This is a genomic window from Runella salmonicolor (assembly GCF_024158025.1).
Classification (GTDB): Bacteria; Bacteroidota; Bacteroidia; order Cytophagales; family Spirosomataceae; genus Runella; species Runella salmonicolor.
In genome coordinates this window covers 13,932-33,176 of the sequence record NZ_JAMZEL010000022.1, presented here as the reverse complement: position 1 = coordinate 33,176, position 19,245 = coordinate 13,932, and the positions used below count along the sequence as shown (strand labels likewise).

Here is a 19,245-nt window from a genome sequence, read left to right as displayed (position 1 = left end):
TCTGAGGTTAAAAGGACTTTTGATAATTATTTGAAAAGCAAAGGAGCCATTGCGAGCAAACTGCGCCTCCAGGTCAGAAACTCGTGACCTGTTTTGTCAGAAACGTAAGAGACAGCGTTGAATCCGGCTTCTTTCAATTTGGTCGTCGCTTCCAGAATTCTTTCGGGTTTTTCTTTACTGCCCGCACTCAAAAAAATCAGTTTGACTTTCGATTTGTCTTTGATGTCTTCGGGAGCGTACATGCCGCCGCTTAACAAACCATAGTAAGCAAACACGTCCGGTTTATTGAGGGTGATGGTTTTGGTTTCCATGCCGCCCATACTCAAGCCCGCCATCGCTCTATGCGATTGTTTGGCAATCGTTCTGAAATTGGCGTCAACGTAAGGGATGAGTTCGTCAATCAAAACCGTTTGGAAAGGCTCGATTTTGAAGTCTCTGATTCTACCCCATTTCACTTCATTGGTCATTCCGTAGGTGTTTACAATGATAAACGGCTTGATTTTTCCTTCGGCAATCAGATTATCCATGATCAAATTGGCGTGGCCTTGGTTCATCCAAGCGGTTTCGTCTTCGCCCCAGCCGTGTTGCAGATAAAGTACGGGATACTTTTCCTTGGTATTTTTTTCATAGCCCGGTGGGGTGTATACGAATGCTCTGCGTGAGGTATTGGTACTTGGCGATGGAAAAAGCACTTGTTGAACATGACCGTGCGGTACGTTTTTCAGCGCGTAAAAATCTCGGTCGTGAGCGGGAATTTCAATGCCGCTTTCCCAACGGGTGGAGCCGTAGAAGTTTAAAGTACCAGGGTCGTTGAATTTTCCACCGTCAATATTTACATTGTAATAGTGAAAACCTTCATCCATTGGGCCCTCAGTGGTGCCCATCCACGTTCCGTCGTCGGCTTTTTTGAGTTTTGTGCCGCCTTTTCCGCCAAGTCCTAAACTTACTCTTACGCTGTCAGCAGCGGGAGCAATAATTTTGAAACGTGCATAGCCTTGCGAATTTACCATGGGGTATTCCTGTCCGGGCTGGTTGAAAGTTGAAGGCTTAAAATCTTCCGCAATCGCAGATTGTTGGGCATAACATAGCCCCGCCGAAAGCAGCGAGGATAGGAGGGTTTGTAAAATTCTGATTTTCATCGTTGTAAGAGTTTAATTGGCTGAAAAAAAAGGGTTTATTTGAACAAAACGGGTAAGGTTTCGTTGAGATATTTCTTCACGTTCATCCACGTATGGCCGCCATCAGTGACGTAACTTTTAAAGTTAATCTTCTTGGCTTTCAGGTAGTCTTCAAACTCGACTGTGCCTTTGTACAGGAAATCATCGGTCCCGATGCCCGACCACAGTAACTTGAAATCCTTGTTGGTTTTATCAGGGTTTGACGTAATATTAGTAAAGCTTTTATCCATCTCGGCAGGCGAAATGTAGGAGGCATAGCTACACACGTACGCAAACTTATCTACGTTGTTAAAGGCCGTACGGAGCGTTTGGCCACCGCCACGCGAGAACCCTCCGATAGCTCGGTTGTCGCGGTTATTGATGGTACGGTAGTTTTTCTCGATGTACGGAATGACGTGGGCGACAAGGTCAGTCTCAAACAGTTTCATGCGACGCAGGGCATCGTCACCATCGCGGCTCATGACATCGGCTGGCTTGTCTTTGCCCGTTTGTTCGGCAATTTTCGCCAACGGGTTGCCGTACGGCATGACCACAATCATGGGTTTGGCCGTACCCGCCGCAATCATATTGTCGAGCATAAGGTTTACTTTACCCACTTTCCAAAACGTTTCTTCGGTGTCGGTAGTCCCGCTAATGAGGTAATAAACAGGGTACTTTTTAGCCGTTTCTTTGGTGTAACCCGCTGGAGTATAGACCACCACCGTACCCGTTGAGCCTTCTACCGAGGGGTAATATTCGTACGTAATCGAACCGTGTGGCACATTTTTCAACGCATAAATAGCAGGTTCATCTGAAGGAATTTCAACCAAACTGGCCTTGAAACGCTCATTTGGAAAGAAAGCAACGTTGGCAGGATCCATCACCGTAACGCCATCCACCTTAAAACTATAAGGGTAAATATCGGGTTTGATAGGCCCCACGGTTACCGACCAAACCCCTTCCGCGTTTTTGGTCAACGGTACATCGGCTTGCCCGAATTGACTTCCTCCCAACAGCACGGTTTTGGCGTTAGGTGCTAAGTACGAAAACGTTACGGTTTTGTCGGAGTTTACTTTGGGCGAAATCACAAAGGGGCCGCGTGGGGGCTGGCTTTGGGCAACGGTTGTTCCTAAAAGAATACCTAATAATAAAAGATACAAGTTGATTTTCATGATAAGATTAAGTGGTTAAGAGGTTTGTAAGTAGCTGTAAAAGAAAGCATTAGTTTTTTGAAATGATTTTATCTTCAATTCGGAAATAATCGAAATCAGCAAAACCGCCCACCATTTGGGTGGCATAATTGAACAACCCGAAACGATAGCCCATGAAATGCGGAATGGTATAAGGCATTTTCAGCGGCTCACCGATTTTTGTCCAAACTTTTCCATCAAGGCTGTAAATGAAATGGGCGACGTCGGTGCGGTTTCTGAAATTACATTCAGCCTTGAAATAAACGGCGTTTTGGGAAAGCGGAATTTTCTCGATTTCAATGGGTTTGCCCGTATTGGCACTCACCATCACGATTGATTTGGTACCTTTTCCAACCTTGACACCTACTAAACCGTAGTTTTTTTGCAACAAACTCAACCCAGCAAAGTCGCCTTCTTTCATGTTAGACACATCCAGCAAGGTCGAGCCCGTCGATTCGGGGCCGATGGTTCGTTGGGTCAAAGTATTTCGGGCAGACACAAAAGAAGTATCAACCCGACCCGTTTTTAACCGTAAAAAGCCATTTCTGTCAGAAACCGACCAAAGTGCATTGTCAGGATTATGATTCCACTGCCAAACCAACGGCAAGGCAGCATCTCCTTTTTTGCGCATAAAGTCATCAGAAGCCACGATGCCGGGTATCAGGGATTTGTTGGCTGGTAAATCAAGCGTTTCGGGGACTTTGCCGTTTTCGCCCAACACGGGCCAACCGTTTTCCCATTTCACAGGAACCAAGTACGGAATACGTCCCACACCGCCAAAATCACGGAATAGGTAGGCAAACCAACGTCCGTCGGGCGTATCAATCAATCCGCCCTGCGCCACGCCCAAATCCTGCAATGCAACGCGTCCTTCCCACGGTCCCGTGATTTTATCGGCGCGGTGAATCAAAACGGTTCGCATACCGCCTCGGGGCCACGAAATGTTAAAAAGATAGTACTTGCCGTTGACTTTGAACAACTGCGAACCTTCGGCAGGAAGACCGCCACCCGTACCCGATGGTGTACTGGCGTTTTCGATAAGAACCTGTTCGGTTGTGCCTTCCTTAACCCCCGTAATGTCTGCGTTGAGCTCTACAATTTTGAGTTTTCCCGCGCCATAAATCAAGTAATTGCGACCATCATCGTCGAAAAACAGCGTATGGTCATGGTAAGAGGGTTTGAACGTTGCTACTTTCCACGGACCTTTTTCGATGTTTTTGGTGGTATAGATGTACGTCTTCCCCGTAGTTTGGGCAAAAGTTGTGACATAAAACGTTCCCTTATGATAGCGCAGACTGCTCGCCCACGAACCGCGCCCGTAGGTGCTTTTGCCATTGGTCAACGTAAGCGCATCGACAGTGGCTAATGTATCGTAAGCGTAACTTACTAATTGCCAATTGACCAAATCCTTCGATTTCATAATCGGCAGGCCTGGGCTCATGTGCATGGTTGTGCTGCTCATGTAGTATGTGTTTCCCACCCGAATCATAGCCATGTCGGGCACGTCGGCGTGAATTATAGGGTTTGTTGCCACTTTTTTTTGTGCAAAAACCGCTAAACCAAACAGTAGGAAACTGAAAAATATTAGCTGATTTCTCATTTCAACATTGAATCGTTACCGCTGTATTTCAGGAACTTAAACGAAGCAGAATTCTCAGATTTTTCGCCTGACGACGTAGCATACAGGCCATACACGCAGCCAATGAAGCTATTGGCCGCTTTTGTGCTCAAAAACTTACCGTCTATTTGGTCTTTTAATAAATTCCAGTTTTTGCCATCGGTAGAGTAGTAGAAGCTATACAATGCTCCCTCCGACTGTATTTTGAAATTTACCTTGGCAGCGGTGGAAGTTAAAGGCACCTCAGTCACCAATTCCGTAGTCTTATCTTTGCTCTTGAAGAGTTGAATTACGTCTTTGTCTTCGTTTTTTGATTTGGCCACGAAGTAAAAATGGCGTTCGTCCTGAAAAATAACCAAACCCGCTTTTTCATTTGCTGTTTTTGGCGAAAAATTCACTTCGGTTTCGGCGGTGCTTGTTAAATGTTGTTGACGCTTACCCACAAACGAAGGGTTTCCTGATTCTGAAATCGTTTCTGGTTTGAGTCTAAGCGTAAGTCCGTTTGCTTTTGACGTTTTGAACGAACTACTATCTACCGTTCTCAAAAAAAGCAGAGAAAGGTCAAGTCCTTTGTCGAAGGTCATGGTATAAGCGAAGTTACCGTTTTGCGGTAACGCCCCTTTTTGTTTTACCTCTTTGATGTTGGTGGGGTATTTGTATTCAATGACTTTTTCGCCGTGTTCAATCATCGGCCAATCGTTTACCCACGTCAACGGAGCAATAAACATTTCACGGCCTGTATTATAAAAATCGCCTTCGTAAGGGCGAACGGCCAAGAAAATCGAATACCAATTGCCATCGGGCCCTTCAATAAATTGCGCGTGTCCGGCCGAGGTGATGGGGTTGGGTCGGTCGGCAGGCAAGCCTCTTTGGGTAAGTACTGGATTTCCTTCAAACGGTACATAAGGCCCCCAAATATCTCGGCTACGCAGTGCCACCTGCGAGTGATTGACGGAGGTTCCGCCTTCGGCCGCGTACAAAATGTACCAACCGTTACGTTTCAAAATATGTGGCCCTTCAATCCAAACGGGTTTTTTGGACAAATCCACCCCGCCGTTGACGAGTTGTTTTTCTTCACCCACTACCTTTAGATTCTGATAATCAAACTCATACATCCGGATGGTGCGGTGCCCTGAATACAACGGTTTACGGTCGGGGGCATCGCTGTTATAGATGATGTAGGCTTTGTCGGTTTCTTCGTCAAAATAAATGGAGGGGTCAATGCCGCGTACCTGCGGAATTTTCACCGGATTACTGTAAGGGCCAGCGGGATTTTTGGAGGTTACGACAAAATTTCCATCATGGTCAATATCGGTACAAGTAACGTAGTACGTGCCTTTGTAATAACTGATGGCAGGGGCAAAAAGCCCGCGCGTCATACGCTCACCCATGAAGTCCATTTGCGAAGGGCGGTTGATTACATTTCCGATTTGCTTCCAATTTTTCAGGTCACGGCTGTGCATGATCGGCAAACCCGGAAAATAGGAAAAAGTAGAATGTACGGTGTAATAATCAGGCCCTACTTTGACAATGCTTGGGTCGGGATAAAACCCTGTCAAGATGGGGTTGGTCAAGGTGACGGATTGGGCTGAAACAGTGTGGCTTAGTGAAAAACATAAGGCCATCAACAAGGCAAAGAGACTATTTTTGAACATTTTTATGTAAAGTTTAATATCAATGATTAGTTTATATTACTGATTTACAAGCGCATACACTTTCCCTGCTTGGGTTGGAATATCATATAGCATCGTTTCTTTCAGGGTCGGTGCGGTTAGGTTGGCTTTGGGTGAAATAACGGCAGTTGGCGTTTCTTCCACGACATAAAATGGATTAGGGTTCTGACCCGATGCTTTTTTCAGCGTTCCGCTAGTACTCAATTTTAGACCATTCGGTACGCGCAAGCGAAGGTTGCCACCAAGGCTTGATTTTATGGCTACCTTGGTCAGTTTTCCGTCTTTCCACTGCATATTCACTACTTCAAAACCGCCGATGGCCCGCAGCCCGCCGATGCTGCCCGATTGCCATACATCGGGCAAGGCTGGCAATAAATGCACCGCCCCGTCGGCACTTTGCATGAGCATTTCGGTAATACCCGACGTGCACCCAAAATTCCCATCAATTTGAAACGGTGGGTGGGCGTCAAACAAATTATTGTAGGTTCCGCCTCCGTCTTTGGTGACACCCAGCGGCGTAAGCTGGTTTTGAATCAGGGTATAGGCATGATTGCCGTCTTGCAATCGGGCCCACCAGTTGACTTTCCAACCCATGCTCCAGCCCGTCGAAACATCTCCGCGATGAATCAGCGTGGTACGGGAAGCATTGAACAGTTCGGGCGTACGATACGGTGAAATCTGAACGGCAGGAAACAGCCCGTACAAATGCGAAACGTGACGGTGATGGTCGTTGGGGTCATCAACGTCGTCCAGCCATTCCTGCAATTGGCCGTGTTGACCCACGTGCATGGGAGCCAAGCGACCGCGTAATTGCCTGAGCGTATCGGCAAAGGCGGCATCTTTTTTCAGGAGTTCGGCAGCCCGAATAGCCGTGCTGAAAGCGTCAAAAACAATTTGGTTGTCCATCGTCGTACCGGCATCCAACGACGAACCCGCGTGGGCTTTTGGCGCGTTTTCTGGAGAGCTTCCTGGGTTGATGACCAGCCATTTGTATTTCGGATGTTCAATCAGGAAATCGGCATAAAAGGCAGCGGCTCCTTTCAGAATGGGATAAATTTCAGACAAATAGGCTTTATCGCCACTGTACAGATAATGTTCCCAAAGGTGTTGGGCGGTCCAGCCGCCTCCTCCCGTCCACATTCCCCAAAAAGCACCGTCAATCGCGCCAGTCGCCCGCCAAATATCGGTATTGTGGTGGGCCATCCAGCCCTTTGCACCGTACATAACGCGCGCCGTTTCCTGCCCTGTCTCTGATAGTTCTTTCACCATTTTCAAAAACGGTTCATGGAGTTCGGCCAGATTGGTTTTCTCCGCAGGCCAGTAGTTCATTTGCGCGTTGATATTGATGGTGTACTTGCTGTCCCAAGGCGGGTTCATTCTGTTATTCCAAATCCCCTGTAAGTTAGCTGGTTGACTACCGGGCTGCGAGGATGAAATCAGCAAATAGCGACCGAACTGGTAATAAAGCGTCACCATGTGCGGGTCGTTGGTGGTGCGGAAATTTTTCAGGCGCTCATCAGTGGGGAGTTTCGCCGCCTCTGTAGTTCCGAGGTCAAATCGAACGCGGTTGAAGTACTTTTGGTAAGCCGCAATGTGTGGAGTTAAAATTGAGGCGTACGATTTCGGATACGCCTTGTTCAGATACGCCGTTGCCCGTGCGTTCTCGTCTCCGCTGAGGTCTTTGTAGCTGTTGAAATTGGTGGCAATGGAAATATAAATAGTGGCGGTTGTGGCCCCTTTTACCGTAATTGACGTGTCGTTGGCCGCAACATTCCCGGCTTCGGTTTTGATACGGGAAATGCCCTTAAAATTAACCATTCCCTTTACTCCTTCGTGATCGGAAGTTGTTCCAGAAAGCGATAGCTCGTTGGAGGCTGTCGCGTTGATGGCTCTTTTTTTATGAAGCGTTGCGTAAGAAGCAATAAACGAAAGACTGTTTGGCTTACTTGCCGTCAGGTGCATAACAATTACTCGGTCGGGAAAAGAAGCCAAAATCTCTCGCGTGTATTTGACGCCGTTGACGGTATAAGTCGTTTTCGCCACGGCTCGTTCAATATCTAATTCGCGGTAATAATCGGTGTAAGTTTCATGACCTTCAAAAGTTAAATGCAAATTACCAACGGGTTGAAACATCTGCCCGTGCGATTTTTTGGTAATGATTACTTTGTTGGCCAACCGTTCGGCATCTTTTTGCTTTCCGTCAAAAATCAATTGGCGAATTTCAGGCAATGCAGCCAATGCCTCCGGATTATCGTTGCGGTTAGGGCTACCGCTCCAAACGGTGTGTTCATTCAACTGAATTGTTTCTTTTTCCACATTTCCGTACACCATGGCACCCAGTCGGCCATTGCCAATGGGCAGGGCATTTTCCCAGGTTTTACCAGAGGGTTTGTTATACCAAAGTTTTAGGCTTTTACTATCCTGAGAAAACCCCAGATAGGAAACAATTAGTAAACAGAAAGTGAAAAACGATTTCATTAATAACAGGTTTATGCGATATATAAGACTAGAATTGATTGTTTATGAACTAAATAGTTATGAAAAAGATGAAATGTGTAAAATTGACACATTTTTGTATACAAAAAAAATAGTCATGGTAACACTACCGCTTTAATGTGTTCAGAAAAATGATAATCGTAAAATATTAGTTCAAGGTAGAAAAGTTATATTTATTACGTAAATTATGCAAACAATTTGTTAAAAAATTAAAAAGATGTAAGAAGGAAAACCCTCTTACATCTCCCATCATTCTCTTTATTTATCTACAATACTCAATTAATAACCCTGATTTTGCGGAAATGGAGGGCCTTCAACTGTGCGGTCTATTTGCGACTGAGGAATGGGTCTTAGCAAATGAAAATCTTTGACATAGGCTGATGCCTCCTTGTTCCAAGCCTGAATACGTCTTACCAAGGTTTTGGTACGCACTAAGTCTTGGTATCTCATCCACTCACCAAAAAATTCTCTGCTTCGCTCATCCAAGATAAAATCAACGGTTACCTCATCGGCGCTGATTGTCATCGCCGCAGCGGCAGCGGCATTTTGGGCTGCGGTATTGGTTTTGCGGTAAGCAGCTCTTTGACGTACAACGTTGAGGAGTTCAGCAGCTTTTGCTTTATTTCCAGCCATAAGATAGGCTTCTGCTCCAACTAAATACACTTCCGAAAAACGGGTAATTACCACAGGGCGAGTAGAAGGGTCATTGAAGTTACTGCCACGGCTCGGATCCATGTGTTTTTTGATGGCAGGGTACAAGTTGGCATTCCATGTGCTTGGAGGTGCGATGATTCCTTTAAATGGTTTTGTTCCATTGAACTGCGGAGCTCCTACCACTTCATAATCCGTAATCCAAACCGCGGTATCAATACCGACCTGCATTGTGTAGCCGATACCGCGTTTGTTATTGGCCGCTGTTGGCGTATTGGTCACGGCAGTATTAGAGATATAGACTGTATAAAACGTATTGGCAAATCGTGAGTCAACATCCCTTTTTACAAAAGCCTGATCAAGAAAATAATTTTTGCCGTTCGTTTGGTTTACGCTATTTGGACGAATACGGGCGTATGGACGGCCATAGTAGGAATCACGTATCATACCGGAAGTTCCCGAGTTTACCAAAACCCCAGCGGCATTGACAAAGGAATTGATACCACTGTTGTTTGGATAGTTCCAGTTGGTAAACCAAGGCGTCAGGTTATTGGCAAAACCGCCACTTTCGCCAGAGCCTAGTCGATAATAACCGTATTTTGCATCGTTTGAGTGGTCGCTGACAAACAATGTTTCTTTGCCGTAATCATTAGCAGGTACAAAAGCATCGCCGAAATCCTGCCATAAATCAAGTCCATAAGCTGCTTTATTGGTAATAAGATCATTCGAAATTTTGGCAGCTTCCGCAAAGTCTGCCTGCGAATTGGTCAACCAACCGCGCGTTAGATAGGCTTTTGCTAAAAAGAATAAGGCTGTGGACTTAGTAGCAGCTTTGCCTAAAAATGGCGCGGTTGGTTTATCGGGCAATGCCGCCGCCGCTTCGGTTAAGTCCTGAATAATTAACTTGTATACCTCGGCGGCTGGGTCTCTTTTAGCACTTTGTGAGGGTAAAGTGATAAACTCAGTATGCAATGGCACATCTCCCCACGTCTGAACCAAGTAGAAGTACCAGAAGGCCCTCAAAAACTTAGCCTGTGCTAAATACTGGTTTTTGGTTGCTTCGGGCAGGTCAATACTCTGACCATACTTCAGTACGCCGTTTATTGTATTAATGCTCGTGAAAGCTGCCCCCCATGCCGAGCCAAAGTTGGTACTGTTAAGGCCATTAAATGTATGTATAGGGCCACCACCACTGCTGGCTCCTTGAATAAATTCGTCGGTACCGGCCTGCATTTCCGAAGAAAAGCCTTCCGTCCCCCACTGACCGCGTATTTCATTATATACCCCGGCAATACCCCCCAATACACCCGCTGGGCTATTGAAAAACGAAGGAACAATTTGTGATTGCGGATGCTCTTCCAGTATTTTTCCGCAACTCACACAGAAAAATAAAGTAAAGGCAATGATTGAAATTTGTATTTTTTTCATCTTGAATTAAAATTTAAGATTTAAACCTAATGTATATTGACGAACCGGAGGGTTGTTTAAGTTTACGGTAACAAAACGGTTAAAATTACCTCCCTGAATGGTGTTACCGTAGCCATTCCCTTCGGGGTCAACTGCAAGCTTGGCTTTTACTAACGGGGAATAAATGATAAAAGGATTGGTCGCATTCAGGTAAATACGGGCCGAAGAAACCCCGATTTTGTTAAGTACCTTGGCATTGACCGTATAACCTACGTTGATACTTCTCATTTTAATGAAAGAGCCGTCTTGATAAGAAGTTGTAGATGTAAAGTTGCGCACACCACCGCCTGCATCAGGCCTTGGGAAGGCATTGGTTGGGTTTTCGGGGGTCCAGTAATCCATCACTAATTGGTTTGAACGACCTTGGTTAAGGAAACCAAAACCAGAACCGCCACCAGAAGTACCCGATAAGTACGGCACTACCACTTTCATTCCCATCCGGGCGAAGGTGACAAACGACACATCGAATCCTTTGAAGCTAATTCTATTGGTCAAACCGCCTTCCCATTTCGGTTGAAAATTGCCGATAATTTTACGGTCATTGGCATCAATAACCCCGTTATTGTCGACATCTTCCACTCTTATTTCACCGGGAAGCTGCACGGGTGATGTTTGTTTTTTCAACGTACCGTTATCCAAATCCGCCTGCTGCCAGATACCGATTTTGTTGTAGTCATAAATGACCGTAAGTGGATGTCCCACAAACCAGAAGTTTCCTTTATTATCCAACTCCTGCGGGGTGGTAAGCTGCGTGATTTTTTCACGATTTAAGAAATAGGTCACATCTGTGCTCCAATTAAAGCCACCCTTGTTTCTAAATATGTCAAACGTCAATGATGCTTCAAAGCCTTTTCCTTCGGTTCTTCCTAAGTTTTTAAGGGTAGAGCCCGCACCGTTACTTTGGGGGAGGTTGACCGAAAGCAAAATGTCTTTGGTTTTTTGATAATACACATCAAATGACCCCGTGATACGGTTATTAAATAAACCTATTTCTAAACCAATATCCGTCTGGGACGTTGACTGCCAACCCAAATCACTCGCCGGCAGACTGGTTACGGTATAGGCAAGTGCCTGACCAGCCGTAGTTGTACCGAAGTTATAGTAACCCGTTGAGAGCGCTCCCAGGGTAGCATAAGCACCTACGTTGCGGTTACCCGAAATACCCCATCCACCTCGCAGTTTCAAGTTTGACAAGAAGCTTAGGTTTTTCATAAACGGCTCATCAATGAGATTCCAGCTCAAACCGATTGCTGGATAGTTGAAGTATTGATTACCAGGCGATAATGTAGAAGACCCATCGCGGCGGAACGTAGCCGTCAGGATGTATTTATCATTGAATGTATAGTTTAAACGAGCCATATAAGACAATAGCCCAGTTTCACCAAAACTTCCGCTGCCTGTAGGCTGACCAGAAGCCAATGAGAAGTTGGCCGTTTGAATGTAATCGGCGGGAACCCCTCTTACGTTAAAACTACTCCCCAAATTATGGTTTTTGGTAATTTCATAGAGCGCAGTCAAACCAATTCTGTGTTTGGTGGCAAACGTTTTATCGTAATAAAGCAAATGCTGCATGTTTACGTCCCAATATTCGGTATTTCTAATATCAGCGTTGGAAACATTTTGGTCAACGCCTGTATTGACAAATGTATTTGGCGGCCCGTAGCCATTAAAATGCACTTGGCTGAAGTTAAGACCAGCGTTGAAACGGTATCTTAAGCCATCTAAAATGTTTACTTCTGCGTATAAACTATTGAATGTTCGGATAGAACGCTCGTTGGAAAGAATATCATCCCCGCGTGAAATAAGGGTAAGTGGACTTACGGCTTGTGCTTCAATCGTTCCGCGTTTAGGGTTCAGGAGTACAGTGCCATCTTCATTGTATGGCTTGATGAGTGGCGATAAACGAACCAACTCTGTCGGAACACCCCCACCCGCAGGGTCGTTTCTACGCGTAAGCGTATTGATTGTGTTTAAACCAATTTTAACCCGTTTTCCAATTTTCTGGTCGATGGTGGCACGGATTGTAAAACGGTCAAAGTTTTGGTTTGGCATAATACCCGTTTCATTAAAATAGCCAAGCCCCATGCTGTATTGCGTATTTTCTACCCCGCCCTGTAATCCGAGCTGATGACTTGTGTTAAATCCTTGTTTGTACATTAAATCCTGCCAATCGGTAGAAACACCCGCGGCAAGGTTCGCCTTTTCTTCTTCGGTCAATGGATAGGCCGTAGTACCTGCTCCTTGGGTGTTTAGCGCGGCCGATTGCTCCTTAAATTTTGCGTATTGCTCACCATTCATGACATTGTATTTGCCCATGATGCTGGTCACACCGTGGTAGCCATCATACGTCAGAATCGGCTTGCCTACTTTCCCTCTTTTGGTGGTAATCAAGATTACACCACCGGCACCTCTCGAACCGAAAATGGCCGTTGCTGAGGCATCTTTCAAGATTTCAAGGTTCGCAATATCGTCGGGGTTTATGTCATTCAGCCCTCCAAACGGAATACCATCTACCACCACAAGCGGGCCGTCAAGACCGTCACCGTTACCAGTTGTAATGGAGCGATTGCCACGGATACGAATGGATGCCTGACTACCGGGCGTAGAGCCGTTGCTTACAATAGACACCCCCGCCGCACGTCCTTTGAGTTGGTTAAGCAGGTTTGGGGCAGGTACTTCTTTCAACGTAGCCTCGGTAACTGAAACAACCGCTCCCGTTACGTCTCGCTTGCGTTGCGTACCATATCCTACAACCACTACCTCATTTAGCGTTGACTGGTCTTCATCTAATACGATGTCGATGGTGGAGCGGTTTCCTACCACCACTTCTTGGGTCTTATTGCCAATTGAGCTAAAGACCAAAGTTTCATTGGGTGAGGCATTGATTGAATAGACCCCCTCATTGTTGGCCGTAGTTCCTCTTGCAGTTCCTTTTACCAATACCGAAGCACCTGGTATTACCCCGTTCGTTTTTGATTTAATGATACCCTTTACGGTCTGTGCGTTGACTGTAAATCCCGAAAGGATCAACAGCAAAATACACCACGCCCAATAGCAATGTTTATTTTGCCACTGTGAAATGGAGAGGTTGAGTTGTTTCATGATATAAATATGATTGGTTGAATAAATTATATAATCTTCCTTAGTACGGTCGATTATTTGTGGATGTAAAGTAAGCGCGCTCACAAAAAACTAAGTAGCACGTTTCACCAAATCTATGTTCCAAATGTTTAAAATTGTCAATTTGACACATAAAGTATCACAAAAAGGGCTCAGCCTTTCGAGTGGTGGGTAAAGTCAGGCTATAATTGTACAGAAGCTTACTGGCCCAGAGACAGGGTAAAAAGAAGCTGAGTTTATTTTAAATTTTCTTTATTTAGTTATAACAATGACTCAGGCACCCAATAAAATTGAACGTCGATAACGAAGAAAACCAGTAAGTGAAAATGGAGCCGCCTAGCGGGGCGTACTTTTTGCAGAATCTCTTTTTAGTTGAATGTACTCAGAAGGCGACACATTGTACTTAGCCTTAAATGCCCTTGCAAAATAGTTAGGGTTAGAGAACCCTACTGCGTAGCCAATTTGCGAAATCTTCATATCGCTTTTTTCCAGCAGTGCCACCGCCTTTTTCAGTTTTATGGAGCGCACAAATTCCACGGGGGTTTCTCCCGTCAGACTCAACACCTTATTATACAGCGTGCCTCGACTCATAAACATTGTTTTGCTCAGAATGTCCACCGACAAGTCTGGGTCTTCAATGTGGTCTTCAACATAGCGCGAGATTTTCAGCAGAAATTTCTCATCCTCTGAAACGAGTTCAATTTCGGGAGTTTCGAGATTAATGTGTTTACTGTAGGTATTTTTTAAGGTAGTGTTAAGGTTGAGCAGGTTGTTTATCTTCATGTTCAAAAGCTGAAAATTAAAGGGCTTGGTAAGATAATCGTTTGCTCCTGTTTCAAGTCCTTTTAATTGGTCAATTTCTTCGGCCAATACCGTGAGTAAAATGACTGGGATGTGCTGGGTTCGATTATCGTTTTTGATTTTCCGAACCATGGCCCTGCCGTCCATGTTGGGCATGTTTACATCGCTTACAATTATCTCTGGATGGCACGCAAGGGTTTTTTGCCAACCTTGTTTTCCATCTGATGCCTCAATGATTTTATATTTTGCTTTTAAATTCTCTTTTAAATAGGTTCTAAGGTCTTCACTGTCATCGACGATTAATAGTACTGGCTTTCCAATTTTTGAATGCTCGTCGATTTCATCTCCACTGGTTAGAGGCATTGCAATCTCCTGCTTTTTATCTTGGGCGTCCGCTAAAGTTAACGATTGGTTTGATAGTAAAACCAGAGGCAAATACACCGTAAAAACACTTCCTATACCTTCTTCACTCTCCACTTTTAGGGTGCCACCATGAAGTTTCACAAACTCCTGAGTGATTGAAAGTCCAATGCCGCTACCTTGATTGAGGATGTTTGGGGTGGTGTTGATTTGATAAAACCGGTCAAATATTTTTTCCAACACATCAGTTGGCATTCCTATTCCTGTATCCTCAATGGTTAGTTTTATCCCATTTTCAGCCTCCGCATCAATCCTGAAATAGACCTTCCCTTCTTCATTGGTGAATTTAATAGCATTAGAAAGTAAATTTAATAAGATACGCTCTAGCTTTTCCTTATCAAATATTGTGTGATACTCATTAAAGGCGCTTTTAAAATCAAGCTGAATGTTTTTTCGTTCCGAAATGTATTTAAATGAATCTACAATCTCCTTTGCAAAGGATACAAGGTCATCTTCGGCAAGGTTTAACTTCAGCTCATTGTCTTCTATTTTACGAAAATCAAGTAATTGGTTTACAAGGTTCAAGAGTCGTTTTGCGTTTCTGTTGATTAGATTCAGGGTATCCAGTTTTTCAATGCTTTTTTCCTGAAACAACAGACTTTCGATGGGATTTAAGACAAGCGTGAGTGGCGTTTTTAATTCATGGCTCAAATTGGTCAGGAATTTTATTTTCACCTGTTCCAACTCCATTTTTCGTTCGGCATCATTTCGTTCTTTTTCTATTAAATGCTTCACTTCAAGGCGTTCTTGCTCCAAAGCAAATTCATTTCTCAATTTCTGTATTCCTCGTCTTCGTATGGCCCAAAGTGCGGTCATCAAGAGGGCCAAATAGATAAAATAAGCGTAGTAAGTGCGCCAAAAAGGTGGATTTACGACAATAGCGATGGTTTTTTCGGGGGAGTACCAAGAGCCATCTTCGCTTTTTGCCTTTAATCTGAACGTGTACTTTCCGGGGTCTAAGTTGGTGTAAACGGCCGTGGTAACGGAGCCTACATTATTCCATTCTTTGTCAAAACCTTCCAACATGTAGGAATATTGGCTTTCGTGCGGGGCGGTATAATTCAACGCGACAAAGTCTAATGAAAAGTTTTGTCGGTAGCTCAAATTAATCTCTTTGGCAACAGATATGTAGTCGGTGATTTCTGAATTGTCTATTGGATTAGCGCTTTTGTTATTGATTTTCAAGTCTGTAATGACAATTGGCGGTACATTCTTGTTCTGGTAAAGTATTTTTGGGTAGAAGTAATTAAAGCCGTCGAGCCCGCCAAAATACATTTCGCCCGAGCTTGTTTTTAGCCCTGCCCCCACATTAAAGGTACTTTGCTGTATGCCATTGTGATAGGTATAATTCTTGAATATGCTTTTTTTAGGGTCGAAAGTACTTATGCCCTTATTGGTGCTTACCCATAATTTACCAAATTCATCTTCTAGAATTTTATAAATCACTCCGTTGGAAAGCAACTGTTCTTCACTGTACTGGCTAAATTCCTTATTTTTAGGATTATACAGACATAGTCCCCCTCCAAATACACCTACCCAAATATGCCCTAATTTGCTGCAATAAATGCTCAAAACCCTATCTAAAGGAAGTTTGCTGTTACCGTGATTTAAGACAACAAACGTTTTCTGCATAGGGTCAAATACTGCAATCCCCGAGCCGTTTGAACCGAACCACAGTTTGCCCTGTTTATCTTCTTCAATAGTAGTAATATATCCGTTTAAAAATAGATTTCGCCCACCATTTAGAGGCAATATTTTATCAAAATGAAGCAACTCTCCCGTTTTTGGATGGTACATATATATCCCGTTTCCGTTTGTACCAATCCAGATATTTCCTTGACGGTCAGCCTTTAAGCAGTTGATGGGGATATTAGAGAAATCGGTTTTACTTTTACTGATAGCAAAATTCCTTACGGTATTTGTGGTTGTGTTTATTGCATAGAGGCCGTCGAGGTACGTACCTACCCAAAGCTCATTGCCCCACGGCTCCAAAGCCAAAATAACCTCTCCATTCTCTTTTGTTTTGTTGAGAACAAAGCGTTTGATGAAGCCTGTTTTTTTATTGAAGATATTGAGTCCACCACCGTCGGTACCCACGTAAATATCCCCCGATGGACTTTCGGCAAATGAGGTAATAGAACCCGCAGTCAGTCCATTTGCATCGGATGGATTAAACTGTTTATGATTGAAAAATGCCAGGTTAACATCATATTTATTTACGCCGCCTTGAAGGGTACTAATCCAATAAATCCCACAATTATCTAAGTAAATATCCCTGACAGAACGGCCAACGAAGCCCCCCATTGCACTATATTTTCCTGATATTGAGCTTTTTACCCTTTGAACTTTCCCATTGTTAGGGTCAAATATATTGAGTCCATCCTCGGTTCCAACCCATAGTTTACCCGTATTGTCAAATAAAAGTTTGAAGATACTGTTGTTGCTCAATGTGTTGTTATCGGACTTGCTATTTTTGAAGTGGGTGAAAGTTTGACTTCGTGCATTCATCACATTTAAGCCCCCTTCAGATGTTCCTATCCATAGGTTTCCATATTTATCTTCGGCTATGGTTCTAACGGTGTTATCTGAGATGCTGTTCGGATTATCTTTATTATGAAGAAATCTTTTAAAACTTCCCTCTTTAGGGTTAAATAGATGTAGTCCAACTTTTGTCCCGACCCAAACATTGCTTTTGCTATCCTCAAATACACAAAGGATCATCTCAGAGTTTAATGCTCTATCATCCTTTGGGTCAACTTTATAAGCGTTTATTTTGTGGGTTTTGGTATTAAAATAAAACAGGCCACTATAGGTTCCTACCCAAATATTGCCGTTATGGTCGGCGCATAAACTCCGTATCCAACCAATTTTGGTAAAATCGTAATTGATAAAATTGTTTAAATTTCTATTGTAAACGGATAGTGTAATGTTGGTACCAATCCATAAATTGCCTTCTTTATCTTCCAACATCGCCATCACAGCCCCTCTTCCTATACTTGTTGTATCATTTTCTCGGTGTCGATATACCGTAAAATTATGCCCATCAAATTTATTTAGGCCGTCTTCGGTCCCAAACCACATAAAGCCATGTTTATCTTTTATAATGGTATTTACGGTATTTGAAGCAAGCCCATTCTTACTACTAAAATTGATGAAGTTATATTCTTTTTGCTGTCCAAAGGAATAATGGACTCCCAAAACTAGAAGAACTATATATAAAATATTTTTCATCTTGACCTCCTTCAAATACGAACTTCCATGGTTTTGGCGCTAATAAATGTACCCCTTTTATTGATTTATTCGATGCAACCATTATCAAAAGACTAAGTAGTAACTTTTCTTACGCCCGTATATCAGTATAGAAATCCGAACAACCAAAGCGGCAGGGTTGTCCCAAACCCAGATTCAACATCATCTTTTACCAAATAAGCCTTTTGAATTCCCTCAATTTGTTTTTTGCCCTTGTGTTTGCCTCCTACTTCAAACGTATACAAACCTTCCACCAAAAAATCACTCACGGACGATTCTTGCACCGAATGCCCATAGCCTACTTGATTCAAAAAAAAGGTCTCACGAAGGTTTCCAGTATCTGGTTTTTGAAGCGATAAAGCGTAGGCTAAATTGGTATTTTCTAAGTAAATTTTTTCGGGTTTTTGCAAAGCCACCATTCCTGTTCCGCCTCGGTATAGCAACTTTATCAATTTTGCTTGTTCCAGATAATGCAAATAATTATTGACTGAGTTGCGATGAATACCGCTTTTATCGGCCAATTCTGACAAATTGGGTTTAAATGGAACGTTTTCGGCCAAAACATAGAGGAGTTGCAGCATTTTTTTGGCATTGCGAATGTCAAAATCTTTTAGCTCAGCCATGTCATATTCCACAATCATCCGAATCAATTGCTGGATTCGGTGCCTATATCCTGCTTTGTCTTCCCTAAAAAATGGATAATAGCCTGAACTAAGATACGCTTCAAAATACTGTAATGGCTTAAATCCAGCAGGGAAAAAAGGCTTCCAATCCTGATTTTCAGAAAGGAGTAAGGGCAGCGGTAGCGCCTCAATCGTCACAATTCCCTCAAAGGCCAAGTATTCGCGATACGATAATCCTGGCAACTCGTACATCAATACACGCCGGCTCAAATCCACTTCCTGACGGGAAATATCTACAATGGAAGACCCAGTAAAAATAAGTTGTAAATCAGGGTATAAATCATAGAGGTTTTTAAGGTGAGTTGCCCAGTTTGGGTATTTATGTACCTCGTCCAGAAACAGTATTTTTCCTCCTTTTCTTCTAAATTCAGCGGCTGTTTCAACCAACGAATGGGTAGTAAAATACAAATCGTCTAGGGTAAAATACGCCGCCTCGGTGCTGGATTTCCCCAGTGATTTCATCCGTTGGAGCATCAGGGTGGTTTTGCCCGTCCCGCGTGCGCCTTTAATTCCAATTAAACGATTTTCCCAATTGATTTTCTGGTAAAGCCTCCGCCTAAAAGAATCAGTCGTAAATTTCGATAAGCGCTCTGATGTTTCTAATAAAACCTCCATTTTGCATAATTTAATATGCAAATATAATTTTATTTTGCACAATTTAATATGCAAAATAGAGTGTATTCTATCTAATACAATTATTAACGAAAACCTCTGAACTTA

At 43.6% G+C, this 19,245-nt stretch carries 9 protein-coding genes; all 9 read right to left on the bottom strand.

Annotated features, from left to right (window positions below; translation table 11 throughout):
* Window positions 1-26: 26 nt before the first annotated feature.
* Window positions 27-1,139: an alpha/beta hydrolase-fold protein gene (locus tag NCI00_RS28090; RefSeq protein ID WP_253533144.1), complete on the bottom strand. Its 1,113-nt coding sequence runs from the start codon at window positions 1,137-1,139 to the stop codon at window positions 27-29.
* 35 nt (window positions 1,140-1,174) lie between these two features.
* The gene (locus NCI00_RS28085; protein WP_253533142.1) at window positions 1,175-2,329 is read right to left on the bottom strand and encodes an esterase; all 1,155 of its coding nucleotides are present in this window, start codon (window positions 2,327-2,329) and stop codon (window positions 1,175-1,177) included.
* A gap of 49 nt (window positions 2,330-2,378) precedes the next feature.
* The gene (locus NCI00_RS28080; protein ID WP_253533140.1) at window positions 2,379-3,947 is read right to left on the bottom strand and encodes a glycoside hydrolase family 43 protein; all 1,569 of its coding nucleotides are present in this window, start codon (window positions 3,945-3,947) and stop codon (window positions 2,379-2,381) included.
* Window positions 3,944-5,620 (bottom strand): glycoside hydrolase family 43 protein, encoded by a 1,677-nt coding sequence (locus NCI00_RS28075; protein WP_374758874.1) that lies wholly within the window; start codon window positions 5,618-5,620, stop codon window positions 3,944-3,946. The genes NCI00_RS28080 and NCI00_RS28075 overlap by 4 nt, the downstream gene beginning before the upstream one ends.
* A 36-nt stretch (window positions 5,621-5,656) precedes the next feature.
* The gene (locus NCI00_RS28070; protein WP_253533138.1) at window positions 5,657-8,116 is read right to left on the bottom strand and encodes a glycoside hydrolase family 95 protein; all 2,460 of its coding nucleotides are present in this window, start codon (window positions 8,114-8,116) and stop codon (window positions 5,657-5,659) included.
* A gap of 297 nt (window positions 8,117-8,413) precedes the next feature.
* Window positions 8,414-10,213: a RagB/SusD family nutrient uptake outer membrane protein gene (locus NCI00_RS28065; protein WP_253533136.1), complete on the bottom strand. Its 1,800-nt coding sequence runs from the start codon at window positions 10,211-10,213 to the stop codon at window positions 8,414-8,416.
* 6 nt (window positions 10,214-10,219) lie between these two features.
* Window positions 10,220-13,354, bottom strand: coding sequence for a SusC/RagA family TonB-linked outer membrane protein (locus NCI00_RS28060; protein ID WP_253533134.1), 3,135 nt, complete (start codon window positions 13,352-13,354; stop codon window positions 10,220-10,222).
* Between the two features lie 354 nt (window positions 13,355-13,708).
* A complete protein-coding gene (locus NCI00_RS28055; RefSeq protein ID WP_253533132.1) occupies window positions 13,709-17,824 on the bottom strand; it encodes a hybrid sensor histidine kinase/response regulator transcription factor in 4,116 nt (1,371 codons plus the stop codon).
* A gap of 122 nt (window positions 17,825-17,946) precedes the next feature.
* Window positions 17,947-19,140: an ATP-binding protein gene (locus tag NCI00_RS28050; RefSeq protein ID WP_253533130.1), complete on the bottom strand. Its 1,194-nt coding sequence runs from the start codon at window positions 19,138-19,140 to the stop codon at window positions 17,947-17,949.
* Window positions 19,141-19,245: the final 105 nt, after the last annotated feature.

What these genes read in the sequence shown, in the direction of transcription:
- NCI00_RS28090 (WP_253533144.1), bottom strand. Translation starts at nt 1,139, where the DNA reads ATGAAAATCAGAATTTTACAAACCCTCCTATCCTCGCTGCTTTCGGCG.
- NCI00_RS28085 (WP_253533142.1), bottom strand. Translation starts at nt 2,329, where the DNA reads ATGAAAATCAACTTGTATCTTTTATTATTAGGTATTCTTTTAGGAACA.
- NCI00_RS28080 (WP_253533140.1), bottom strand. Translation starts at nt 3,947, where the DNA reads ATGAGAAATCAGCTAATATTTTTCAGTTTCCTACTGTTTGGTTTAGCG.
- NCI00_RS28075 (WP_374758874.1), bottom strand. Translation starts at nt 5,620, where the DNA reads ATGTTCAAAAATAGTCTCTTTGCCTTGTTGATGGCCTTATGTTTTTCA.
- NCI00_RS28070 (WP_253533138.1), bottom strand. Translation starts at nt 8,116, where the DNA reads ATGAAATCGTTTTTCACTTTCTGTTTACTAATTGTTTCCTATCTGGGG.
- NCI00_RS28065 (WP_253533136.1), bottom strand. Translation starts at nt 10,213, where the DNA reads ATGAAAAAAATACAAATTTCAATCATTGCCTTTACTTTATTTTTCTGT.
- NCI00_RS28060 (WP_253533134.1), bottom strand. Translation starts at nt 13,354, where the DNA reads ATGAAACAACTCAACCTCTCCATTTCACAGTGGCAAAATAAACATTGC.
- NCI00_RS28055 (WP_253533132.1), bottom strand. Translation starts at nt 17,824, where the DNA reads ATGAAAAATATTTTATATATAGTTCTTCTAGTTTTGGGAGTCCATTAT.
- NCI00_RS28050 (WP_253533130.1), bottom strand. Translation starts at nt 19,140, where the DNA reads ATGGAGGTTTTATTAGAAACATCAGAGCGCTTATCGAAATTTACGACT.